19 protein-coding genes and 1 tRNA gene are annotated in these 18,740 nt (G+C 67.5%); 5 read left to right on the top strand and 15 right to left on the bottom strand.

Translation table 11 applies throughout. The features are described 5' to 3' along the window. Positions 1-160 precede the first annotated feature (160 nt). The 5 genes from DMC18_RS12265 to DMC18_RS12245 all read right to left on the bottom strand — a co-directional run bounded on the left by DMC18_RS12265 (position 161) and on the right by DMC18_RS12245 (position 5,474). Positions 161-1,138, bottom strand: coding sequence for a class 1 fructose-bisphosphatase (locus DMC18_RS12265; RefSeq protein ID WP_110118265.1), 978 nt, complete (start codon positions 1,136-1,138; stop codon positions 161-163). 120 nt (positions 1,139-1,258) lie between these two features. Beyond that, positions 1,259-2,209, bottom strand: a complete 951-nt coding sequence (glpX, locus tag DMC18_RS12260) for a class II fructose-bisphosphatase (RefSeq protein WP_110118264.1) — start codon at positions 2,207-2,209, stop codon at positions 1,259-1,261. A 74-nt stretch (positions 2,210-2,283) separates the two neighbouring features. Beyond that, the gene (locus DMC18_RS12255; protein WP_110118263.1) at positions 2,284-3,573 is read right to left on the bottom strand and encodes a homoserine dehydrogenase; all 1,290 of its coding nucleotides are present in this window, start codon (positions 3,571-3,573) and stop codon (positions 2,284-2,286) included. A gap of 126 nt (positions 3,574-3,699) precedes the next feature. After that, positions 3,700-4,920, bottom strand: a complete 1,221-nt coding sequence (locus tag DMC18_RS12250) for an LL-diaminopimelate aminotransferase (protein ID WP_110118262.1) — start codon at positions 4,918-4,920, stop codon at positions 3,700-3,702. A gap of 107 nt (positions 4,921-5,027) precedes the next feature. Then, positions 5,028-5,474 carry a hypothetical protein gene (locus tag DMC18_RS12245; protein WP_110118261.1) on the bottom strand — a complete coding sequence of 149 codons (447 nt, stop codon included), beginning with the start codon at positions 5,472-5,474 and terminating at the stop codon, positions 5,028-5,030. A gap of 308 nt (positions 5,475-5,782) precedes the next feature. On the opposite strand from DMC18_RS12245, the gene phaC reads away from it, so the two are divergent. The 3 genes from phaC (at position 5,783) to DMC18_RS25635 (ending at position 9,658) form a co-directional block, all read left to right on the top strand. Further along, positions 5,783-7,552: a class I poly(R)-hydroxyalkanoic acid synthase gene (gene phaC / locus DMC18_RS12235; RefSeq protein ID WP_110132958.1), complete on the top strand. Its 1,770-nt coding sequence runs from the start codon at positions 5,783-5,785 to the stop codon at positions 7,550-7,552. Between the two features lie 233 nt (positions 7,553-7,785). Continuing rightward, entirely contained in the window at positions 7,786-8,400 is a 615-nt protein-coding gene (locus DMC18_RS12230; RefSeq protein ID WP_110118259.1) for a DUF1287 domain-containing protein, read from the top strand. Between the two features lie 640 nt (positions 8,401-9,040). After that, on the top strand, positions 9,041-9,658 hold the full coding sequence (locus DMC18_RS25635; RefSeq protein ID WP_146218058.1) for a hypothetical protein: 618 nt from the start codon (positions 9,041-9,043) through the stop codon (positions 9,656-9,658). 52 nt (positions 9,659-9,710) lie between these two features. Here DMC18_RS25635 and argC read toward each other — a convergent pair whose 3' ends face one another. From argC to DMC18_RS12200, 5 genes are all read right to left on the bottom strand, one after another. After that, positions 9,711-10,664 carry an N-acetyl-gamma-glutamyl-phosphate reductase gene (gene argC / locus DMC18_RS12220; RefSeq protein WP_110118257.1) on the bottom strand — a complete coding sequence of 318 codons (954 nt, stop codon included), beginning with the start codon at positions 10,662-10,664 and terminating at the stop codon, positions 9,711-9,713. 159 nt (positions 10,665-10,823) lie between these two features. After that, positions 10,824-11,297 (bottom strand): 30S ribosomal protein S9, encoded by a 474-nt coding sequence (gene rpsI, locus DMC18_RS12215; RefSeq protein ID WP_110118256.1) that lies wholly within the window; start codon positions 11,295-11,297, stop codon positions 10,824-10,826. A gap of 3 nt (positions 11,298-11,300) precedes the next feature. Further along, positions 11,301-11,774 (bottom strand): 50S ribosomal protein L13, encoded by a 474-nt coding sequence (gene rplM / locus DMC18_RS12210; RefSeq protein WP_110118255.1) that lies wholly within the window; start codon positions 11,772-11,774, stop codon positions 11,301-11,303. Positions 11,775-11,956: 182 nt separating this feature from the next. After that, positions 11,957-13,444 carry an alkaline phosphatase gene (locus DMC18_RS12205; RefSeq protein ID WP_110118254.1) on the bottom strand — a complete coding sequence of 496 codons (1,488 nt, stop codon included), beginning with the start codon at positions 13,442-13,444 and terminating at the stop codon, positions 11,957-11,959. Between the two features lie 216 nt (positions 13,445-13,660). Further along, positions 13,661-14,692 carry a COX15/CtaA family protein gene (locus tag DMC18_RS12200; RefSeq protein ID WP_110118253.1) on the bottom strand — a complete coding sequence of 344 codons (1,032 nt, stop codon included), beginning with the start codon at positions 14,690-14,692 and terminating at the stop codon, positions 13,661-13,663. Positions 14,693-14,966: 274 nt separating this feature from the next. On the opposite strand from DMC18_RS12200, the gene DMC18_RS12195 reads away from it, so the two are divergent. Both DMC18_RS12195 and DMC18_RS12190 read left to right on the top strand, forming a co-directional pair. Further along, on the top strand, positions 14,967-15,218 hold the full coding sequence (locus DMC18_RS12195) for a GlsB/YeaQ/YmgE family stress response membrane protein (protein ID WP_110118252.1): 252 nt from the start codon (positions 14,967-14,969) through the stop codon (positions 15,216-15,218). Next, positions 15,215-15,451, top strand: a complete 237-nt coding sequence (locus DMC18_RS12190; RefSeq protein ID WP_110118251.1) for a DUF2842 domain-containing protein — start codon at positions 15,215-15,217, stop codon at positions 15,449-15,451. Before DMC18_RS12195 ends, DMC18_RS12190 begins: the two co-directional genes overlap by 4 nt. Before the next feature lie 90 nt (positions 15,452-15,541). On the opposite strand, the gene DMC18_RS12185 is transcribed toward DMC18_RS12190, so the two are convergent. The 5 genes from DMC18_RS12185 to plsX all read right to left on the bottom strand — a co-directional run bounded on the left by DMC18_RS12185 (position 15,542) and on the right by plsX (position 18,718). After that, positions 15,542-15,618, bottom strand: a tRNA-Pro gene (locus DMC18_RS12185). Positions 15,619-15,691: 73 nt separating this feature from the next. Next, the gene (locus tag DMC18_RS12180; RefSeq protein WP_110118250.1) at positions 15,692-16,123 is read right to left on the bottom strand and encodes a MerR family transcriptional regulator; all 432 of its coding nucleotides are present in this window, start codon (positions 16,121-16,123) and stop codon (positions 15,692-15,694) included. A gap of 13 nt (positions 16,124-16,136) precedes the next feature. Then, positions 16,137-16,439, bottom strand: a complete 303-nt coding sequence (locus DMC18_RS12175) for an integration host factor subunit alpha (RefSeq protein ID WP_110118249.1) — start codon at positions 16,437-16,439, stop codon at positions 16,137-16,139. Positions 16,440-16,661: 222 nt separating this feature from the next. After that, on the bottom strand, positions 16,662-17,639 hold the full coding sequence (locus DMC18_RS12170; RefSeq protein ID WP_110118248.1) for a beta-ketoacyl-ACP synthase III: 978 nt from the start codon (positions 17,637-17,639) through the stop codon (positions 16,662-16,664). Then, on the bottom strand, positions 17,636-18,718 hold the full coding sequence (gene plsX / locus DMC18_RS12165) for a phosphate acyltransferase PlsX (RefSeq protein WP_110118247.1): 1,083 nt from the start codon (positions 18,716-18,718) through the stop codon (positions 17,636-17,638). Before plsX ends, DMC18_RS12170 begins: the two co-directional genes overlap by 4 nt. Between the last annotated feature and the right edge of the window lie 22 nt (positions 18,719-18,740).

Raw genomic sequence — 18,740 nt, 5'->3', positions numbered from 1 at the left:
CCTTCCCCCATCGAGGGGGAAGGGCTTTGGACGGCTTTCAGTTTTGAGAGACCCCTCACCTGACCCTGCTCCGCAGGGCCACCCTCTCCCGCAAGGGGAGAGGGATCAGCTGTGCAGCTTTCGCGGGTATTTTATGGGAGAGGTGAAAAAGGAACGAGGATCAGCCCGCCGCCGTTTCGCGGGCGACTTCGTCGACTTCGTTGGCCGAGCCGAGGACCACCGGCACGCGCTGGTGGAGCTTGGTCGGGGCCAGGTCGAGGATGGGGGTGACGCCGTCGGTGGCCTTGCCGCCGGCGCGTTCGACGATCAGGGCCATGGGGTTGGCCTCGTACATCAGGCGCAGCTTGCCCGGCTTGGTCGGCTCGCGGGCGTCCCACGGGTAGAGGAAGATGCCGCCGCGCATCAGGATGCGGTGCACGTCGGCGACCATCGAGGCCACCCAGCGCATGTTGAAGTTCTTGGCCCGCGGGCCTTCCTTTCCGGCCAGGCAGCCGTCGACATAGCGGCGGATCGGGGCTGCCCAGTGACGCTGGTTGGAGACGTTGATGGCGAACTCGGCGGCGTCGGCCGGGATGGTCGGGGCGGCGTGGGTCAGCAGCCACTGGTCGTCAGGCGACAGGGTGAAGCCGACGACGCCCGAGGTCAGGGTCAGGACCAGCATGGTCTGCGGGCCGTAGACGGCGTAGCCGGCGGCGACCTGATGGCGGCCCGGCTGCAGGAAGTCGGCTTCGGTCGGCTCGCGGCCTTCCGGCGCGGGCAGCACCGAGAAGATGGTGCCGACCGAGACGTTGACGTCGATGTTGCTGGAGCCGTCGAGCGGATCGAAGGTGACGAGGAAGCCGCCCTGGCGGCCGGTCGGCTCGATCTCTTCCAGTTCTTCGGAGGCCAGGCCCGCGACCGGCTGGCAGGCCTTGAGCGCGTCGCTCAGCAGGTCGTTGGTCAGGATGTCGAGCTTCTTCTGCTCCTCGTCCTGGACGTTGGTCACCCCGGCCGCGCCGAGATTGCCCAGGATCGCCCCGCCGGCGACGATGCGGCTGATGCGGGCGCAGGCGGCGGCGATGTCGGCGACGACGGTCTTGACCGCGGGACTGGAGGGATCGCCGGCGAGGTGGCTGGCGAGATCGATCAGGGCGGTCATCAGGAAGGGCCTCGAATGGACAGGCGGCGAAGCGCGCCGCGGCTGCGAGCCGACTCGCAGACTAGTACGACAGTATTACGTGGCGGAACGGGCCAGCGATCAAAGCTGGCCCGATAAGCCTCAGACCCGACGCTTCATGCGCACTTCGCGCACGGCGCCGGTCGAGGAATTCATCACCAGGCTGTGGGTGTGGACGAAGCCGTCCTTGAAGGTCACCCCGTCGAGCAGGGCGCCGGAGGTGACGCCGGTGGCCGCGAAGATGGCGTCGGCGCGGACGATCTCGTGCAGATCGTACTTCTTGTCGAAGTCGGTGACGCCCCAGCGCGCGGCGCGGGCGCGCTCGTCGGCGTTGCGGAAGACGAGACGGCCCTGGAACTGTCCGCCCACGCACTTCAGGGCCGCGCAGGCCAGCACCCCTTCGGGAGCGCCGCCGGAACCGAGATAGAGGTCGATGCCGGTCGAGGGATCGGCGGTGTTGATGACGCCGGCGACGTCGCCGTCGGTGATCAGGTTGACCCGCGCGCCGGCCGAGCGGACGGCGGCGATGATCTCGGCGTGGCGCGGCCGGTCGAGCACGCAGACGGTGATCTGGGAGGGATCGACGCCCTTGGCTTCAGCCAACGCCTTGACGTTCTCGGCCGGCGACTTGTCGAGATCGATGACGCCCGCCGGATAGCCCGGACCGCAGGCGATCTTGTCCATGTAGGTGTCGGGGGCGTTCAGCAGCGTGCCCTTGGGCGCCCAGGCCATCACGGCCAGCGCGTTGGGCATGGCCTTGGCCGTCAGGGTGGTGCCTTCCAGCGGGTCGAGGGCGATGTCGACCTTGGGGCCGCCGCGGCCCACCTTCTCGCCGATATAGAGCATGGGCGCTTCGTCGCGCTCGCCCTCGCCGATGACGATCTCGCCGTCGATGGACAGGTCGTTGAGCGCATTGCGCATGGCGTCGACGGCCGCCTGGTCGGCGGCCATCTCGTCACCCCGGCCCACCATGGTCCAAGACGCGATGGCGGCGGCTTCGGTCACGCGGACCGCATCCAGGACCAGAGAACGGTCCAGGGTGTTAGAACTCATCAGTGTCTCCCAGCCCGTGGCGAGGCTAAATTCCCAATGTCTTCATACCCTGGACCGCTTGTTGCTCGCGGTCTCTAGCTACGTGCGACACGCAGAAGACGGGGACGCTCTAGCACGGCCTGCAGTTTTTCGATGCGTGTAATCGCGTCGAGAAGCTTCGATTCCGGAGTCGCATGGGTAACGATCACGATCGGCACGCCGCCCGCCCCTTCGACGGGCTTCTGCAGGAAGGCGTCGATCGAGACGCCGCATTCGGCCAGGGTTTCGGAGATGGCGGCGATGGCGCCGGGCTCGTCGCGGACCATGATCCGCAGATAGGCCTTGCCGACGCTGCGGGCCGGATCGACCGGCACGAACGGCGCCAGGGCCCCGGCCGGGGCCTGGAACACGGGGCGGACGGCCTTGGTCATGACGTCGGCGATATCGGCGGCGACGGCGGCGGCGGTCGGGCCTGCGCCCGCGCCCGGACCCTGGATGAAGATGCGGCCGATGCGCTTGCCCTCGATGAACAGCGCGTTGAGGGCGCCGCCGGCCTGGGCCAGCGGGTGGGTCAGCGGGATCAGGGTCGGGTGGACCTTCACCGAGACGCCGTCGTCGGACTTGGCGGTGCCAGCGATGAGCTTGATGCGATAGCCCAGGTCCTTGGCCAGCTTGATGTCGAGCAGCTCGACCTCGCTGATGCCCTCGATCTCGGCGGCCTCGTAGTCAGGGGCGCAGCCGAAGGCGAGAGCCGCCAGGATGGTGATCTTGTGGCCGGCGTCGAAGCCGCCGACGTCCATGGTCGGGTCGGCCTCGGCGTAGCCCAGGGCCTGGGCCTCGCGCAGCACGTCGCCGAAATCACGGCCGGTCTTCTCCATCTCGGAGAGGATGTAGTTGCAGGTGCCGTTGAGGATGCCGGCCACCGAGACGACGTCGTCGCCGACCATGGCCTCGCGCAGCATCTTCACGGCCGGGGTGCCGCCCATGACGGCGGCTTCGAACAGCAGCGGGACGTTGTTGGCCTCGGCCAGGGCGGCCAGTTCGGCGCCGTGCTCGGCGATCAGGGCCTTGTTGGCGGTGACGACGGGCTTGCCGAGTTTCAGGGCGGCCTCGACCGCGGCCTTGGCCGGGCCGTCGCTGCCGCCGACCAGCTCGACGAACAGGTCGACGTCGGGCGAGCTGGCCAGGGCGACCGGATCGTCGAACCAGGTCAGGCCCGAGATGTCGATCGTGCGCGGGCGCGACTTGGAGCGGGCCGAGACGGCGGTGACGACGGCGCGGTCGCCGGCCGGGGCGAAGTCGGGGCGTTCGGCCAGGAACTGCAGGAGGCCGCCGCCTACGGTGCCGAGGCCGGCGACGCCGACGCGCCAGGTTTTCTGAGTCATGGTGCGGTTCCTAGTCTTCCAAGCCGCCGACCTACCTGATCGAGGTCACCGCCTTCAGGCGCCCCAAGCGGCGTCGGCCTCAGCTTGGGTCCCCCGGACGAGCCGGGGGATGACGAATTGAAAATTCTAGACCTGGTCGAGGCTGTTGTGAGCCTTTGCGAGGATCTGGTCGGCGTTGGCGATGAATTTCTTCACGTTGCGCGCGGCCTGCTTGATGCGGTGCTCGTTCTCGACGAGGCCGATGCGGACATAGCCCTCGCCGTATTCGCCAAAGCCGATGCCGGGGGCGACGGCGACGCCGGCCTCCTCGATCAGCAGGCGCGAGAACAGCATCGAGCCGGCGGCTTCGAACTGCGGAGGGATCTTGGCCCAGGCGAACATCGAGGCGGGCGGGTTGGGGATGTCCCAGCCGGCGCGCTTCATCGACGACACCAGGGTGTCGCGGCGGCCCTTGTAGATGCCGCGGATCTCTTCCACGCAGTCTTGGGGACCGTTCAGGGCGGCGGCGGCGGCCACCTGCACGGGCGTGTAGGCGCCGTAGTCGAGATAGGACTTCACGCGGGCCAGGGCCGCGCAGATCCGGGCGTTGCCGACCACCATGCCCACGCGCCAGCCGGCCATGGCGTAGGTCTTCGACAGCGAGTTGACCTCGACGGCGATGTCTTTGGCGCCATCCACCTGCAGGATCGACGGCGGCGGGTTGTCCTCGAAATAGATCTCGCCGTAGGCCACGTCGCTGATGACCAGCAGGTCGTGCTTCTTCGCCAGCGCCACGGCGTCCTTGTAGAAGTCGAGATCCACCGTCTGGGCGGTCGGGTTGGACGGATAGGACAGGATCAGCACGGACGGCGGCGGCACCGAGTGCTTCACCGCGCGGCTGATGTTCGAAAGGTACTGCTCGGGGCTCAGCGCCGGCACGTGGCGGATGACGCCGCCGGCCATGATGAAGCCGAAGGCGTGGATCGGATAGGCCGGGTTCGGACAGATGATGACGTCGCCGGGGGCGGTCAGGGCCTGGGCGAGGTTGGCGAAGCCCTCCTTAGAGCCCAGGGTCGAGATCACCTCGGTGTCGGGGTTCAGCTTCACGCCGAAGCGGCGGTCGTAATAGCCGGCCATGGCCTTGCGCAGGCCCGGAATGCCCTTCGACGCCGAGTAGCGGCCCGAGCGCGGATCGCGCGAGGTCTCGACCAGCTTGTCGACGATGTGCTGGGGCGTGGGCATGTCGGGGTTGCCCATGCCGAAGTCGATGATGTCGACGCCCTGGCCGCGCAGGCGGGCCTTGATGCGGTTGACCTCTTCGAAGACGTAGGGCGGCAGGCGGCGGATGCGATGGAAATCGGCGGTCATGATGGCTCGTGCGCCCTCTGGCGCTGCAGGAGCGAAAAGTCGGGCATGGATAGACCCCGAGCGGGGCATAGCCAAGCCAGTTCAAGGAAAATTATGCCTCCGTCGCCCTATTGGGGCTTGGACGGAGGCGGGGTAGCTCGGCCACGAGCAGCCTTGGCGAAGGCTTCGGTCTCGGCGCGGTCGGCGACGGTCGGAATCTCCGACGGCGGAACGCGGGCCGCGCGCTGGGCGCGGGCGGCGAAGCCTTCGGTGTCGGACAGGGCGAAGGTGTCGGGCGCGGTGTCGCGCTTCAGCTGGGCGGCGGCCGCCAGCTCTTCCTGCACCTGGGCCTTGTACTCGCCGGGCTTGGGGATGTCGGTCGGGATCGCCGGGATCTCGGCGAAGCTCGGCCGCACGCCGCGCTGGTGGGCCGCGGCCTCGGCGGCGGAGGCGACCGGCGAGGTCTGATCCACCGGCGGCGGCGTGAACGGCGACGTGCCGCACGCCGACAGCAAGGTCGCGAGGACCGCCAGCGAGGCGCCGTAACGTACGATTTTACCGGTTTGGCCGTTCATCTTGTCTCAGGTCTTATGCGATGATCGCGGCGAGCGGAAGGCGCCGAACGAGAATCGGGCCGCCGATCGACGACATTCAGACGGAAGGAACGCGCATGGCAAAGGGCGGGACCACCGGCAAGGACACGGGCAAGAGCGCCAAGGCGCCGCCGAAGCCCAGAAAAGCCCCTGCCGCAGCCGCCAAGAAGCCCGCCGCCGCGCCCAAGCCCCCTCCTCCACCGCCACAACCCGACCCCAGGCCCGAATCGGTCGCCGGCTTTTCCGCCAGCCCCGACATCGCCTCGCTGCTGACCGAAGAGCAGCGCAGGATGATGGAGACCCTGTCGGCCAACCTGGCCCGCGCGGCGGTCACCGCCCAGGGCGCGATCGCCGAGGCCGCCCTGCGCCAGGCCGACCGGCCCGCGGCCCTGTCGCCCGACCCGTTCCACGTCGGCCCGGCCCTCAACGAGGTGATCGGCAGCCTGGCGGCCCAGCCCGACCGGCTGCTGCGCGCCCAGGCCGATCTCTTCAACGGCTACATGGAGCTGTGGCAGTCGGCCGCCCGCCGCGCCGTCGGCGAGGAGACCAAGCCCGTCGTCGCCCCGGCCCACGGCGACAAGCGCTTTTCCGACCCCGACTGGGTGACCAACCCGGTGTTCGACATGATGAAGCAGTCGTACCTGCTGACGTCGAACTGGCTGAACGGGCTGGTGGCCCAGGCCGAGACCGTCGATCCGCAGTCCAAGCGCCGGGTCGAGTTCTTCACCAAGATGCTGACCGACGCCTTCTCGCCGTCGAACTTCCTGATCTCCAACCCCGCGGCCCTGCGCGAGGTGATGCAGACAGGCGGCGAGAGCCTCAAGCGCGGCATGGAGAACTTCGCCGCCGACCTGGAGCGCGGCGGCGGCCAGCTGGCCATCAGCCAGACGGACCTGGCCAAGTTCAAGGTCGGCGAGAACGTCGCCACCGCGCCTGGCAAGGTGGTCTACCAGAACGACATCCTGCAGCTCCTGCAGTTCGATCCGACCACGGAGCAGCAGTACGAGATCCCGCTGCTGATCTTCCCGCCCTGGATCAACAAGTTCTACATTCTCGACCTGCGCCCCGAGAACTCGATGATCCGCTGGCTGACCGGCCAGGGCTTCACGGTGTTCGTGGCCTCGTGGGTAAATCCCGACAGCCAGCTCGCGGCCAAGACCTTCGAGGACTACATGCTGGAGGGCATCTACGACGCCAGCCAGCAGGTGATGACCCAGTGCGGCGTCGATCGGGTCAACACGGTCGGCTACTGCATCGGCGGCACGCTGTTGTCCTGCGGCATGGCCCACATGGCCGCGCGCGGCGACAAGCGGATCAACTCGGCCACCTTCTTCGCCGCCCAGCAGGACTTCGCCGAGGCCGGCGACCTGCTGCTGTTCACCGACGAAGCGTGGCTGAAGGAGATCGAGCAGCGGATGGACCAGGAAGGCGGCTTCCTGCCCAGCCAGTCGATGGCCGACACCTTCAACGCCCTGCGCGGCAACGACCTGATCTGGTCGTTCTTCATCAACAACTACCTGATGGGCAAGGAGCCGCGCCCGTTCGACCTGCTGTTCTGGAACGCCGACCAGACGCGGATGCCCAAATCGCTGCACCTGTTCTACCTGCGCAACTTCTACAAGGACAACAACCTGACCCACGGCCGCCTGAGCCTGGGCGGGGAGCAGCTGGACCTGTCGAAGGTCAAGACGCCGATCTACGTGCAGTCGTCGAAAGACGACCACATCGCCCCCTATCGCAGCGTCTATCGCGGGGCGCGGGCCTTCGGCGGGCCGGTGACCTTCACCATGGCCGGCTCGGGCCACATCGCCGGCGTGATCAACCACCCGGACGCCAAGAAGTACCAGCACTGGACCAACGAGCACCTGCCCGGCTCGGTCGAGGGCTGGTTGTCGGGCGCGGTGGAGCACCCCGGCTCATGGTGGCCGCACTGGGCGGGCTGGCTGAAGGCCAAGTCCGGCAAGCTGATCCCGGCGCGCGATCCGGCCAAGGGACCGCTGAAGGCGTTCGAGGACGCCCCCGGCAGCTTCGTGCGGGTGCGCTCGAACGCGGCGGCTTAAAGCATAGGTATCCCTCTCCCCTTGCGGGAGAGGGTGGCCTGCGAAGCAGGCCGGGTGAGGGGTCGAAAGACCTGTCAGCCGCGACGGCGGTCAGGCCGGGCGGGGCGTCAGACTTCTGAGAGATCCCTCATCCGTCGGCTGTCGCCGACACCTTCTCCCGCAAGGGGAGAAGGAACATTTTGAAGACCCACGTTCGCCCAAAACTCGCCCCGATCACGGCGGAGCTTGCCGCCATGCTCGAGTTCGACCGTCGTTCAGCGCTGGGCCTGCTGGCCGCCGCCCCCTGGCTGGGCGCGGCGAGCCGTGGCGACGGCCTGCGGCTGGCCAAGGCGGCGCGGGCGCAGGTCGGGGTGACCACCGACTATGATCCCAGCTACCGGGCGATCGGCTATCCGCACGGCGACGTGCTGCGCACCACCGGTGTCTGCGCCGACGTGCTGGTGCGGGCGGCCCGCGACGCCTGGAACGTCGACCTGCAGGAGCGGGTGCACACCGACATGGTGCGGGCCTTCTCGGCCTATCCCGCCCGCCGCGCCTGGGGCCAGAAGAGCGCCGACGCCAATATCGACCACCGGCGGGTGCTGAACCTGGAAACCTATCTCGACCGCCAGGGCGCCCGCGTGCGCGCCAGCCAGGCGGCGCGATCGGGCGACGGCTTCGAGCAGCCCGAGCCCGGCGACATCGTCACATGGCGCCTGTTCGGCAACGGTCGCCCACATATCGGCGTGGTGGTCGAGGGGCCGGACAGACCCCGCGTGGTGCACAACATCGGCGCCGGCGCGCGCGATGAACCGCTGTGGATGCTGAAACTACACAAGCCGGCGGGGCACTATCGCTGGCGGGTTTAGGGGCCGACACGTCAGGAAGACGTAACCCCCGCCCCCTTCACGTCGTCGCTCAAGAAGAGAGGAAACGGCGGCGCGCATCGGCGCTTTCGCCTCTCACCTATGCGACACTTGATCGCCGTTAACCAAGTGTCTTGCCTCGACACCGCAGTCGTGTCACCAAATTCGCCCGGTTCGCGCGGAGGCTGGAGCCAGATCGCGCGGAGGAACGGCTTTCCGTAGTCAAACGCTTGGTAACTAAGCGCAGTCACCTGCGTTTAAGTATGCTTTTTTTGCCATCGTCAATCTCCGGGTGATCTGATCCCCCAGACGGCCAAAAGTGGACATCCATGCGCCTTCACACCGCTGCAGAGAGGCCCCATCTGAGCACGATGAAATACTTTCGTGGATTGAAGCGGTCGAATCGTCTCAGGCTTCGGAGCAGTGTAGAAGCACTGGAGACGTCGATGAATGCGGCAGACAAGCTGTTGGTGGACGTGTCACCCGGTGTAGCGGCCGCCGTTCGGCGTGCAAAGGCCAAGAAGAGAACCAAGACAGCCACTTTCACCGTACCACTAAGCGAACGCGTGAAGTCCTTGGTCCAACCTAGCGAGAATACGGACGAGGGACTGATGCACGACAAGCAGATCGTGGGCGATCCCGTTTGAATTTTGGTACGGCCGACGGGGGCAACGGGCGTACAGACCACGATCAAGTTCATTACGACCGCGCCAAGGAGTTCTTTCTTCAGGCGTATCCCGACCCGCAATCACAAGGTTCGCGATCTCCAGAAGAGCTCAACCGTGAGGTAGAGCTTTTGATTGCTATTGGCTGCTATGCCTTGGATCGCTGGGGGGCCGAGGCGACAGTACCAACCGGAGGCAAGGGATACCTGCGGGACCTCCGGCGAGCCGTCGATAACTGCTCCGGTCGCCATTTTCAGTCGATCATCACGGATGCCGAAAAGCGACTGAACGATTATCGCAGCCGCAACAGCGTCGTCGCAACGATGGCCGAGCTGGACTCGCGCGCCAAGATGCTGGTGAAGGACATCGCCAAGTCGGTTGACGAGCTCAGCGAAAGACCAAAGCTTGTCCAAACCAAATGGCTGGACATTACATTGGTAGAAATGGGCAAGGGCGTGCTGGCCGCCCTGGGCGTCATCGTAGCGGCCACTGCACTATCACTGCTGTCGCCGCGCTATCGCAGTGAAGCCTATAACTTTGCGACGTCGTTCTTCAGCCAGCCTGCATCACACCCCACAGAGCCGACCTCCAACTAAACCGCCGGCTCCTTGCGCGCCCAAGTCCAAGACGACGTGGACGCGTCCCCCATTACAGACCCGCCTTCTCGTCCAGGCCCAGAGCCAGGTTGAGGTTCTGCACGGCCGCGCCCGAGGCGCCCTTGCCCAGGTTGTCGAGCAGGGCCACCAGGCGGGCCTGGCCGCTGGTGTCGGAGCCGAAGACGAACAGCTTGATGCGGTTGGTGCCGTTCAGGCCCTCTGGGTCGAGGGTGGAGAGGCCCTTGGCCTCGTCCAGCGAGGCGACCTCGACGAAGGCCTCGCCCTTGTAGTGGGCGGCCAGGGCGGCGTGGATGTCGCCCAGCGAGCACGAGCCTTCCAGCAGGCCAAGGTGCAGCGGCAGCTCGACCAGCATGCCTTGCGCGTAGCGGCCGACGGCGGGCGTGAAGATCGGGCGGGTCAGCAGGCCGCCGTGCTTCTGGATCTCGGGCACGTGCTTGTGGGTCAGGGACAGGCCGTAGATGCGGTAGGCGACCTTGGTGTAGGTCGGCGAGGTCTCGTCCTCGAACTCGGCGATCATCGCCTTGCCGCCGCCGGTGTAGCCGGAAACGCCGTTGAACGAGACCGGCAGGTCGGACGACAGCAGGCCGGCCGAGACCAGCGGACGGGTCAGGGCGATGGCGCCGGTGGCGTAGCAGCCGGGATTGGAGATCCGCTTGGCGCCGGCGATCTTCTTGCGCTGCTCCCTGTCGAGCTCGGGAAAGCCGTAGGTCCAGTCGGCGTTGGTGCGGTGGGCGCTGGAGGCGTCGATCACCTTGACCAGCGGGTTCTCGATCAGGCTGACGGCTTCCTTGGCCGCGTCGTCGGGCAGGCACAGGATCACCGCGTCGGCGGCGTTGAGCAGCTCGGCGCGGGCGGCCGCGTCCTTGCGCTTGTCGGGATCGATCGAGATCAGCTGCAGATCGGTGCGGCCGATCAGGCGCTCGCGAATCTGCAGGCCGGTGGTGCCGACTTCGCCGTCGATGAAGACCTTGGGGGCGTTCGCCATTGCCTACTCCTCGACCTGGGCCGGCCTGTGCTCAGGCCCAGTCTTGCAGCGCCGTGTGACCGACACTCGCGTTCGGGCCGCATGGACCCGAGAAAAACCGCAAGAAAAAGGGCGCTTCGGATGACCGAAGCGCCCTCTTCCAAACGCGTATAGACGCGCTTAGCGCTTCGAGAACTGGAAGCTGCGGCGGGCCTTGGCCTTGCCGTACTTCTTACGCTCGACGACGCGGCTGTCGCGGGTCAGGAAGCCGTGCGGCTTCAGGACCGGGCGCAGGGCCGGTTCGTAGTAGGTCAGAGCCTTGGACAGGCCGTGACGGATGGCGCCGGCTTGACCCGACAGGCCCGAACCTTCGACGGTGACGTCGACGTCGAACTGGCCGAGGCGGTCGGTCACTTGCAGCGGCTGGGCGATCATCATGCGCAGCACCGGACGAGCGAAGTAGACTTCCTGGTCACGGCCGTTGACGGTGACCTTGCCGGTGCCCGGCTTGATCCACACGCGCGCGATGGCGTTCTTGCGCTTGCCGGTCGCGTAGGCGCGGCCTTGGGCGTCGATCTTCGGCTCGGCCGGAGCGGCCGCGACGGGGTTGCTGGACAGGCTGGCCAGCGCGTCAAAACCTTGAGCTTCGGACATGACTTAGGCGCTCCGGGTGTTTTTGACGTTGCGCGCCGCGAAGTCGATGACTTCCGGGTTCTGCGCTTGGTGCGGGTGCTCGGCGTCGGCGTAGACCAGCAGGTGCGTCAGTTGCTTGCGCGCCAGCGGGCTTTCCTTCGGCAGCATGCGCTCGACGGCCTTGTTCAGGACGCGTTCCGGGAAGCGACCTTCCAGGACCTTGCGCGGGGTGGTTTCCTTGATGCCGCCCGGGTGACCGGTGTGGCGGTAGTAAACCTTGTCGTCCAGCTTCTTGCCGGTGAACTTCACCTTGTCGGCGTTGATCACGACGACGAAGTCGCCGCAGTCGACGTGCGGGGTGTAGTCGGGACGGTGCTTGCCGCGAAGACGCATGGCGATGAACGTCGCCAGACGGCCGACAACGGCGTCCTTGGCGTCGACCACGATCCACTTCTTCTCGACCTCGGCGGGCTTCAGGGAAGCCGTGGTCTTTTGCATGGGATTGATCCGTAATTCCTGTGCGTCGGGGGCCAAGGAAACGGCTCCGTCCGCGTGAGGGGCGGCTGATACCGAAGCCTTGGCCGCCTGTCAACAATGCGCGCGCAGGAAAGTTCGGAAAGCCTTGTGGAGCAAGGGATTGCGCGATGCGGTATCTAAATACCGCATCGCGCCGTATTCCCTTACTTGGCCGCGTCGAAGCCGAAGGCGTGGCGCATGACCTGGAAGATGTAGCTTTCCTCGACCACGCCGCGGATCAGATAGGCGCCCGGGCCGTCGGCGTAGATGCCGACGTCCTCGCCGGAGTGGGCGGCGCTGGGCAGGTTGGCCAGGGCCTGCTGGTGGTAGTCGACCTCGTCGAGGTCTTCCTTGGCCGGATCGGCGCGCAGCTCGGCGCCTTCCGCGCCGCCGGGACCGGTGGCGAAGCTGAGCACGGTGTAGGCCTTGCCGTCGCCGGCCACGACCGGCTCGCCCTCGTTGCCGGCCAGGCCCAGGATCGGGGCGCTGCGGGCGGCGTAGCCCGAGATCACCAGGCCGTGGCTGTGGTCGGCGGTGACGATGACCAGGGTCTCGTTCAGATCCACCTTGGCCAGCACCGCCTCGATGGCCTTCGAGAACTCGACGGTCTCGGTCAGGGTGCGCTTGGCGTTGTTGAGGTGGCTGCCCATGTCGATCTTGCCGCCCTCGACGAGCAGGAAGTAGCCCTTGGGGTTCTGGGCCAGGATGTCGACGGCCTTGGTCGCCATCTGCGCCAGGGTCGGCACGCCCTCGCCCAGCACCGGACGCTCGACCTCGTAGGGCAGGTGCTCGCCGGCGAAGAGGCCCAGCACCGGACCGGTCTTGGTCGCATCGATCGCCGCCAGTTGGTCGGCGGTCGTGACATAGGCGCCGCCCTTGGCCTTGGTCCATTCGGCGGTCAGGTCGCGGCCGTCGGCGCGCTTGCCGCCCTTGTCTTCCGGCAGGAAGCGCGAGCGGCCGCCGCCCAGGGCGACGTCGAGGCGCAGATTGGCTGGCGCCTCGACCAGCTGGCGGGCGATGTCCTTGCAGCCGCCGCTCAGGGCCTCGGCCGGCATGTCGCCGTCGCCTTCCCAGTCGCGATAGGCGGTGTGGGCGTAGGTCCCGGCGGGCGTGGCGTGGGTGATGCGGGTGGTGGTGACCGCGCCGGCCGACAGGCCGTGGGCCTTGGCGATCTCGGCGATGGTCTCGACGCGGTTAGCGGCCTCGTCGGCGCAGGCCTCGGGCTTGGCCGCGCCGGTCAGGCCGATGACCTTGTTGCGGGTCTTCACGCCGGTGGTGATGGCGGTGATGCCGGCGGCGCTGTCGGTGACCTGGGTGTCGTGGCTGTAGGTCTTGGAGAGCGCCACCCAGGGCAGCTTCTCGAAGGCCAGGGCGTTCGACTCGCCGTCGACGCCGCGCTGCTGGCCTTCGTAGATGCGGCTGGCCACGGCGGTGGAGATGCCCATGCCGTCGCCCAGGAACAGGATGACGTTCTTGGCCTTGCCGGTCTTGGGGTTGACGGTCAGGGCCTTGGCCAGGGCGGCCTCACCGGCCTTGTAGTAGCTGTCGGCGGCCTGGGCGGGCGTGGTGTCGGCGGCCAAAGCGGCGACGGGCGCGAAGGGCGCGAGGGCCAGGGCGCAGACGCCGGCCAGGAGCGAGGAAACGCGGATCACGAGGGGATCTCCAGCAGGGACATGCCGGTCCTGTGCTGGAGTTTCGTGACAGTTCTTCGAGCGCCGACTCAGAAAGCCCGGGTCGGCGAAATCCCGGCTCCCCTCCATCCGTAAAACCCCCGCGAAAGCGGGGGCCCAGGCGTTTTATCGTCGAGCGCCGTGGGGTTCGGAAAAAGCCTGGGTCCCCGCTTTCGCGGGGGTTTTACGGGAAGAGAGTTACGGCCGCCGCACGCGCCAGGCGAAGGTGGTGGCCGCCCCCAGCAGCAGGGCCGCGCCGGCCTGGTGCAGCACGCCGAGGCTGAGCGGCACGGCGGCCATCAGGGTCCAGATCCCCAGGCCCGCCTGGACCAGCACCACGCCGAGCACGACATAGGCGACGATCCTGGCCTCGTGCGGCAGGCGGCGGGCGCGGGCCGCGCCGACGGCCAGGGCGATGGCGGCGGCGCACACGACGTAGGCCATCAGGCGGTGATGCAGCTGCACCGCGCCCTGGCTGTGGGCGAGCGTGCCCCACAGACCCTTGCCGGCGTATTCGGTCGGCAGCAGCGAGCCGTTCATCAGCGGCCAGTCGTTGTAGACGAGCCCTGCGTCGTTGCCGGCCACCAGGGCGCCCAGCAGGCTCTGGAAGAACACCCCGCCCAGGAAGGCCAGGCCCCAGCCGCGCCACTCGCTGCGCTCCTCGACGCGCGGGGCGCCGTTCCAGGCGTCCAGCGCGGTCCAGATCAGCAGCACGAAGAGGGCAAGCGCCAGGCCGAGGTGAACCATCAGCCGCTCGGGCGCGACCGAGACGCGCTCGGAAAGGCCGCTGGAGACCATCCACCAGCCGACCAGCCCCTGCAGGCCGCCTAGGGCCAGCATGGCCCCGCAGCGCAGGATCAGGCGGCGCGGCAGCATGCGGCGCACCAGGAAGAAGGCGAACGGCAGGGCGAAGGCCGCGCCGACGATCCGACCCAGCAGCCGGTGCGCCCACTCCCACCAGAAGATGCCCTTGTAGGCCTCAACGGTCATGTCGGGGTTCACCAGGTGATACTGGGGGATCTGCTTGTAGAGCTCGAAATTGGCGCGCCAGGCCTCGTCCGACATCGGCGGCAACGCGCCCATGATCGGCTTCCACTGGGTGATCGAAAGCCCCGAGTCGGTCAGGCGAGTCGCGCCGCCGACCACGACCATGGCGAAGACCAGGGCGGCCACGACGAACAGCCAGATGGCGACGGGCCGGGAACGGTCGGAACGCAGGAAGGAAGTCATGAAGCCGAAAAAACGCCTGTTCTGGGCCTAAATGGGGCGGCAAGACCCCTACTCCCGGCCCCTACTCCCCGCAAGGCGCCGCTGTCCATGTCCCACTCGCGCTTAAGGAGCCGCGCCAGGGGCCATGACGCAGCCGACACCGCGTGGCATGGTGCGGGAGCGTGGCAGCCGAAAGTGTTTGCGGTTTCGGCGCCTGCCACGCTCCATTGTTTCATTTGGAGCCTCGTAGAGGCTCCGGGCTGCGGGGGCGCAGCGCGTTCCTGGGGGATGTGAGATGAGCGGCGTGGGCGTGTTCGTCGCCTTGGTGATCGGCATCCTGGCCGGCTGGATCGCGGACGCCCTTCTGGCTCGCCGCCACAGCCTGTTCATGCAGATGCTGATCGGGGTGATCGGCTCGTTCATCGGCGCCTTCATCGCCCAGCGCCTGCACATGGTGGTCCCGGGCTTCCTGGGCAGCCTGGTCGTCTCGGTCGTGGGCGCGACCCTGTTCCTGGCCGTGCTCGGCCTTTTCCGGAGATCCGCGTGAGCGCTCCCCTCATTCCCGCCCGCCTGCGCAAGCTGGTCGGCTCGATCGGCGTGATCGCGATCCTGCTGGGCTGGATCTGGGCCTTCACCAGCCTCTACGACCACCTGCCCCTGAATCGCGCCGTGCACCTGCTCTATTTCGTGGCGCTGGGCATGGGCTGGATCCTGCCGGTCATTCCGCTGATCACCTGGATGGGCAAGGCGGACAAACCGCTGAACGTCGGCGAGCGATAGTCTGGGGCGAGCGATAATCCGGAAACGAAAAAGGCCGCCCCGAGGGGCGGCCTTTGCGTTTCTTCCGCGGTCTTCTCTCCGGAGAGAGAATGGTCGGAGCGACAGGATTCGAACCTGCGACCCCTTGACCCCCAGTCAAGTGCGCTACCAGGCTGCGCCACGCTCCGACGCGGAAGGAGCGCCCTTATAGGCGCCGCTCCCCGACTCGGCAATCGGAAATCGAGGCCTTTTCGCGAGGCCTCAGGAACGCGTCAAAAGCCCGTCCAGACGGGCCTTGATGCTGGTCAGGTCGTCCAGGGCCTCGACCAGACGCGCCCGGCGTTCGGGGCTGGGCGCCTGCGAAACGGACGAATCGCCGAAGCCGTCAGCGATGGGAGATTCAAGGAAGGCCGCGCCGTTCTGGCCCAGGCCGGCGGCGATCACGTGGGTGACGCCCTGCTCGCGGTGCAGCTTCTGGACGCCCTTGATCGTGTAGCCCTCGGCGTGCAGCAGCGCGCGCACGCCGTTGAGCACGGCGATGTCCTGCGGGCGATAGAAGCGGCGCCCGCCGGCCCGTTTCATCGGGCGGATGAACGAGAACTTGGTCTCCCAGAAACGCAATACGTGCTGGGGGACGCCTAGCTCTTCGGCGGCCTCGGAAATCGTGCGGAAGGCGTTGGGCCCCTTCGCCACCGCATCGAATCCCTTAGTCGCCCAGGGCGCTGTCGATGCGCGCCTTCATGACCTGAGAGGAGCGGAAACCGATGACCCGGCGCGGCTCGATCTCGGCCGGCTCGCCCGTCTTGGGATTGCGCCCCATCCGGGCCCGCTTCTCGCGAACCTGGAAGACGCCGAATCCGGAAAGCTTGACCGTCTCGCCCTTCTCCAGGGCCTCGGCCACCAGGTCGAGAGTACGCTCGACGAGACCGGCGCAGTCCTGACGCGTCAGGCCTACTTCCTCGTGGACCGCCTCGCAGAGGTCAGCCCGGGTCAATGTCGAACCCTTCATAACGCCCCCTTACGCAACACGCGGACGAGAAGTCCTTGCCCGCGCCAATGACCAGTCACCCGACAGGCGGGGCGCACGAATGCCCCGATCTCGCGCGACATGACCTCGTCAACTCAAGACTGCATGCCGCGAATACCGCATGAAGTCAAAGGGTCAAGCCGGACACCTCATATGCGGAGGAAGCCCGGACGCCAACCCAAGGTCAAGCTTGGTTCCTGACCATCAGAGGCGCAGGACGCAGGCGCCCCACGTCAGGCCGCCGCCCATCGCCTCGAGCAAAAGCAGGTCGCCCGGCTTGATCCGGCCGTCCGCCACCCCGTGCGCGAAGGCCAGGGGAATCGATGCGGCCGAGGTGTTGGCGTGCAGCGCCACGGTCGAGATGACCTTTTCCTCGTCGATGCCGCAGCGGTTGGCCACGCCTTGCAGGATTCGCTGGTTGGCCTGGTGCGGAATGAACCAGTCCACCTCGGGCACGGTCACGCCCGCCTTCTCGGCGGCGGCGAAGATAGCCTCGGAGATGTTGATCACGGCGTGCTTGAAGACCTGGTTGCCCAGCATCCGCAGCTTGCCGACCGTGCCCGTGGTCGACGGACCGCCATCGACATAGAGCAGGTCCTGTTTGGTCCCGTCGGCGCGCAAGGCGAAACCCAGCATGCCGCGATCGGCCGTGGTCCCCTCGCCTTGCCCCGGCTCCAGCACGACCGCGCCGGCGCCGTCGCCGAACAGCACGCAGGTGCCGCGGTCGGTCCAGTCCATCAGGCGGGTCATGGTCTCGGCGCCGATCACCAGGGCGCACTTGGCGTGCCCCCGGGCGACGAAGCCGTCGGCCACCGACAGGGCGTAGACGAAACCCGAGCACACAGCCTGGACGTCGAAGGCGATCCCCACCGGCGCGCCCAGCTTGCGCTGGACGATGGCGGCGGTGGCCGGAAAGGTCAGGTCGGGCGTGGTGGTGGCCACGATGATCAGGTCGACATCGGCGGCCGACTTGCCCGCGCGCTCCAGCGCCTGCTTGGCGGCCTCGACGGCGAGGTCGGAGACGGCCTGGTCGTCAGCAGCCTTGTGGCGCTGGCGGATGCCGGTGCGCTCGATGATCCATTCGTCGGAGGTGTCGACGACCTTCGACAGGTCTTCGTTGGTGACGATCCCCGGCGGCAGGTAGGCCCCGACGCCGGTCACCACGCTACGGACTACGCTCACTCGGCGGCTCCCTGGGTTTCGACGCCATCGGCGCCGTCGTCCTTGGCCGCTTGATCTTTTTCCGCGGTCAGACGCTTCAAGTTACGATCGATCTCGGCGGTGAAGTCGCTGCGCGCGAGATCCACCGCGACGCGCACGGCCGAGGCGAAGCCATTGGCGTCGGCGCCGCCGTGGCTCTTCACGACGATGCCGTTGAGGCCCAGCAGCGGCCCGCCATTAACCCGGCCGGGGTCGAGGCGGCGCTTCATCTTCTTCAGCGAGCCCGAGGCGATCAGCGCGCCCAGCATGGCCAGCGGGCCGGCGGTCAGCGTGGCCTTGATCTCGTTGCCGAAGAACCGGGCCAGGCCCTCGGCGGTCTTCAGGGCGACATTGCCGGTGAAGCCGTCGGTGACCACCACGTCGACGGTGCCGTAGGCGATGTCGGTGCCCTCGACGAAGCCGCGATAGTCGAAGTCGAAGTGCGGGCTGTCCTGCAGGATGCGGTGAGCCTCGCGCACCTCCTCGTGGCCCTTCTGGTCTTCGGAGCCGACATTGAGAATGCCGACCGTCGGGCGGGTCGAGCCGTGGACGGCGTGGTGGAAGGCAGCCCCCATGATCGCGAACTCGACCAGCTGTTCGGCGTCGCTCTCGACATTGGCGCCGACGTCGAGCACCGCCGAGACGCCCTTCATGGTCGGCCAGGAGGCGACGATGGCCGGACGCTCCAGATCCGCGCTCATCCGCAGGATCAGCTTGGAGATGGCCATCAGGGCGCCGGTGTTGCCGGCCGAGACGCAGGCGGCGGCCTGGCCCGAGCGAAGGGCCTCGACGGCGTTCCACAGGCTGGAGCCCTTGCCCCGGCGCATGGCCTGGGCGGGCTTTTCGTCCATGGCGATGGACTTGTCGGTATGGACGACGGTGCAGACGGCGCGGGCGGCTGGCGCGCGCGCCAGTTCGGCGTTCAGCGCCGTCTCGTCGCCATGCACCAGGAAGCGGACGTCAGGCAGGGACTTGGCGGCGATCTCAAGCGCGGGTACAACCACGGATGGACCGTGATCCCCGCCCATGGCGTCGACCGAAATGACAACGGGTTGGGGCACGAGACGCTATCGACTCCTGTGA

The sequence above is a fragment of the Caulobacter sp. D5 genome, from assembly GCF_003185805.1.
Classification (GTDB): domain Bacteria; phylum Pseudomonadota; class Alphaproteobacteria; order Caulobacterales; family Caulobacteraceae; genus Caulobacter.
Note: the sequence above shows the minus strand (reverse complement) of the source record. Positions and strands in the feature narration are given on the sequence as shown.